The organism is Microcystis sp. LE19-195.1E (assembly GCF_027532095.1).
In the GTDB taxonomy this organism is placed as follows: domain Bacteria; phylum Cyanobacteriota; class Cyanobacteriia; order Cyanobacteriales; family Microcystaceae; genus Microcystis; species Microcystis aeruginosa.
In genome coordinates, this window is sequence record NZ_JAPZSZ010000282.1 from 1 (window position 1) to 4040 (window position 4040).

General features: G+C 43.1%; 4 protein-coding genes. All 4 read right to left on the minus strand.

Annotated features, from left to right (window positions below; all coding sequences use genetic code 11):
• Positions 1-367: 367 nt before the first annotated feature.
• Positions 368-1480 carry a hypothetical protein gene (locus O9300_RS15785; RefSeq protein WP_287972664.1) on the minus strand — a complete coding sequence of 371 codons (1113 nt, stop codon included), beginning with the start codon at positions 1478-1480 and terminating at the stop codon, positions 368-370.
• A 130-nt stretch (positions 1481-1610) separates the two neighbouring features.
• Entirely contained in the window at positions 1611-1925 is a 315-nt protein-coding gene (locus O9300_RS15790; RefSeq protein WP_002738222.1) for a DUF1825 family protein, read from the minus strand.
• A 256-nt stretch (positions 1926-2181) separates the two neighbouring features.
• Complete coding sequence (gene uppS, locus O9300_RS15795) at positions 2182-2931, minus strand: polyprenyl diphosphate synthase (RefSeq protein WP_079208016.1); 750 nt, start codon at positions 2929-2931, stop codon at positions 2182-2184.
• Positions 2928-3848 (minus strand): diadenylate cyclase CdaA, encoded by a 921-nt coding sequence (gene cdaA, locus O9300_RS15800; protein WP_287732369.1) that lies wholly within the window; start codon positions 3846-3848, stop codon positions 2928-2930. Before cdaA ends, uppS begins: the two co-directional genes overlap by 4 nt.
• Positions 3849-4040 lie beyond the last annotated feature (192 nt).

Here is a 4040-nt window from a genome sequence, read left to right on the forward strand (position 1 = left end):
AAAACAGCACTTTTTCTCGGTCAATGATTAGGATAAGTTATAACTTAAAAATTAATCAACAACTAAAGCTTATGCTTGTAGCTAAGTGAAATCATTGATTAAGAGACCTGTACTTTTCAATGACTTTTTCAGCAAGCCCTATCTAAACTTGTGTTCATAACCCTTTGAAAGTGAAGAGATACTTTTTTAGCGTATCTGGATTTTGTGTATTTTCTCAGTTTTTTTGAAACTTTACTCCAGTATCTAATTTACTCTTAATAGAAAGAATAGATTCATAAATATATTTTTATTCCTCATAATAGCCCCATTCATGCAATTGTACTCCTGACTCCTAACCCAACCAACAAACTTTTTCAGCCAACCCTACTTAGGTTCTCACTAAGGATTTATTGACAGTGGCTTCAATTTGATAAATAGATGAAAGGACGCTACCTTGATGATTATTGACCAGATCGTATTTGACTTCTTGTAAATAATTAAAAATGGCATCCCGCAGAATCGGTTTTTCAATGTTTACCCGGTGCTGATAGTCCCATAAATCCCAAACTATCAAACCAATTCCCACGATTGGATCGATTAATTCTGCCCCAAAACTACTCGCTACTGCCCCACCGGTTTTAGTGGCAATTTTCGCCCCCGTTTTTCCCGCTAGGGACAAATAAACTGTACTGCCCACTTTCATCACTGGGATCAGAGATTTAACTCCTAAAGCAGTGGTGCCACCGACTAAAAGTTTAATTGATGTGTTAGAAATATTGCCCTCGGTATCTTTAATTGTTACGGCTATATCACTAAGATAACGGTCCCATTTGCCTTGGGGAATTTGATAACTAGCCTGTATATTTGCCAATTCATTGCTTAAATTATTGACATATAAATTAACGGCATCCCTAGTAATTCTCTCTAGACGCAATTGAGCCTCTTGGGGACGAATTACCCGTTTAGTAAACTCGGTTTGAATAGTTTTGGTCAAATTTTCTGCCACCACCTGTTCCGGGGGTGGATTATCTGTATTGACCCAGTGAGCGATCGAGGAGTATAATCCGCTTAAAAAGGCCTTGCCCTCAAATTGTTTTTGATTGAAATAGTTAAAATACCAAGGCAGAAAACCCTGATCTACTCGTGTCATCAACTCCTCCACCCATCCCTGAATTTCTCCTAGGGCGAAGCTTTGAGAATTTGCTCTCGCTGTCTGTAAAGCTTGGCTAATCTCCCGATCGATTTGACTGTTAGATTTTTCGGGTATAGTGATGGGAATCTCTAGGTTAGTTTCGGTAGCAACCTTAGTTTTTAACGGTTCATTGCCGGCAGTTCCTAGCCAAATTTTCCCTAAAAGAGGCAAAATAACCACTAGAACAACTATAGCCCAAATTAACGGGGTTATCGCCTTAATCAGTTGACTGATTGCCTGAATGCGGTTAGTTTTTTCACTATACTGAGGTGGCTCAATATTCTCTTGTGAATCTGGCCTGGAGTTCATCAGCTAACCTACTTAAAATTATTAGATCATTGTTCTCAAAAAACCGCAGAAACCCCAATTTTCCGAGCAGTAATCTGGAGAGGACATTATCGGGTAAAAGGCAGCCAATACCCGATAAATATCGGCAATTTTAGCGAATCTCTGCCTTCATCCGTTCAAGGGTTTGCTGCATTTGGTCGAACATCATTTGGGGAGTCATGCCAAATTGACCTAATTGGGTTTTTAGCTGTTCTACGGTCATTTGGGCGGAAAAATCCTCAGATAACTCAAAACGCTTCATAAATATCTTGTAGCGTTCCATTAACTCCTCCATCCTATCGATAAAGATTATTTTACCCTCTCGATCGAATTTACCGTACTCGCTGCCTAGTTGTGTGAGAGACTGGTAATCTTCAAATAGCTGTCTAGCTTCCTGTTGAACCACTTCTGAGTCAAAGAATCCCATAATCTTAAAACTGCTTATCGTCGATAGTTATTCTCTCCCCTATTTTATTTTAGCCTGGGAAAAAGTCTAGCTCCAGCCGATTTACGGATTACCGTATTGGGGAAATCGAGAAGATCACAAACGACCTCTCGTCCCAGTTTAACCGTTGCCCCAGGGAGCAAGTTAAAATTAAAAGTGATCAGACCTCTTGTAAAAATCAAAAATTGTCCTTTAACTGCTCCACAGTGGCTATTTTGAGCAATTTGGGCTGCAGCCCTTATAATTTGCCAAAACGACGATGACGACCCTGATAATCTTTTAAAGCGCGGTGAAATTGCACTCGATCGAAATCGGGCCAGAGGGTGTCAGTAACGTAGATTTCCGCGTAGGCCATTTGCCAGAGTAAAAAATTACTAATTCGCATTTCCCCACTACTGCGAATTAACAGGTCTGGGTTAGGAATCCCGGCAGTATAAAGATACTGTTCAAAGAGAGATTCATCGATCGCTTCCGGGGAGACTAAACCCTGTTGCACCTGACGAGCGATCGCCTGACAAGCTTGTACGATTTCCTCTCGGCCACCATAATTAGTAGCTACCGTAAATTGAATACCGGAATTTTTGCTAGTCTCTGCTTGAGATTTAGCAATTTCCCGTCTTAAAGACTCTGGCAAGGCTGATAAATTACCAATAAAGCGAATTTTGACATTTTGCTGCATCATTTCTTCTAATTCCCGCCGCAAAACCCGCTCGAATAGAGTCATTAAAAACTCGACTTCTTCCAGGGGACGACCCCAATTTTCTGTAGAAAAAGCATAAGCGGTTAAAGCGGGAATCCCCCAGTCACGACAACAGCGCAGCAAGTCTTTTAGTGCATCTACTCCCCGTTGATGGCCCATAATCCGCGGTAAACCACGACTTTTCGCCCAACGACCGTTCCCATCCATAATCACTGCGACGTGCTGAGGCAAACGGTTTTTATCTAAATCCGTAGGTAATTCTGGTGACAAGCTCGGTTTAAGAGTCATTTTCTATCTTTGGGGGTTGCTCTGGGCGAACGGGAGAATTTTTCTAAGATTAGACGACCTTTTAAGCCAATTGTACGCCCTAAACGTCCCCAACTCGGTGCGACCACTTCCCCCTCTCCCGACGGAGAAAACTTCGCTTCGAGAAGCTCTTTTAGTTTACTACTGGTTAAGGGCCGATCCAAATTACCCCCCGACGCGAGGGAAATCGAGCCAGTTTCCTCAGAAACCACAATACAGATACAATTATCTAGCCTTTCGGTAATGCCCATGGCCGCCCGATGACGGGTGCCTAATTGCCTAGAGGTACTGCGCTCCGATAAGGGTAGAATAACACCAGCGGCCACCACTCGATCGCCCCGAATAAATACGGCCCCATCGTGCAGTAAAGTTTTAGTTTGAAAAATAGTTTGAATTAATTCCTTAGATACTTGGCCATTGAGCATCACCCCCGGATTGACAAACACCCTGGTGTCGAGATTGCCACTGGTTTCTAATACCATCAGCGCACCGGTGCGATTTTGAGATAGATCCTTCACCGCGTCCACTAACTCATCAATGACATTATCGGTCTTGGGAGTGGGGGAACTTTTTTTAAATAATTCCCACACTTGACCTTTGCCCAATAATTCTAAAAAACGGCGGAATTCCGACTGAAAAATCACAGCAATCGCCACTGCTGCCCCCAAAATCAATTTTTCTAGGACTAACCCCAGCAAGCGCAATCCTAGGGCATCGCTAATCACCGAGGCCAGCATTAAGTAGATTAGTCCTCGCACCATCCAAAAGGTACGCCGCTCGCCGATAATTAGCAGCAGCATATAGGTAAGGAGGAGAACTAACCCAAAGTCTAGGACTGACAGACCATGGCTGAGAATCCAGGACAATAACCGGCGAGGGTCCAGAAAAAAACCCGACATGGGGGACGATAGCGATGAGGTTTATATCAAGGAGAGTCGATTGGTTGACATACCCCACGCCGTAAACGGACGTGGATTCTTCTAGCATCACTGCTGTGAATTTCTGGCTCAACGAGTCCACTTGAATTAGATTCCTGGCGAAATCCAACCCAGAGGTGGTTCTCTCCTCAGACTTTCGCGACCTTACAGAAG

Excerpts from the sequence above, each read along its gene's own strand:
- O9300_RS15785 (WP_287972664.1), bottom strand. The coding sequence starts at position 1,480 with ATGAACTCCAGGCCAGATTCACAAGAGAATATTGAGCCACCTCAGTAT.
- O9300_RS15790 (WP_002738222.1), bottom strand. The coding sequence starts at position 1,925 with ATGGGATTCTTTGACTCAGAAGTGGTTCAACAGGAAGCTAGACAGCTA.
- uppS (WP_079208016.1), bottom strand. The coding sequence starts at position 2,931 with ATGACTCTTAAACCGAGCTTGTCACCAGAATTACCTACGGATTTAGAT.
- cdaA (WP_287732369.1), bottom strand. The coding sequence starts at position 3,848 with ATGTCGGGTTTTTTTCTGGACCCTCGCCGGTTATTGTCCTGGATTCTC.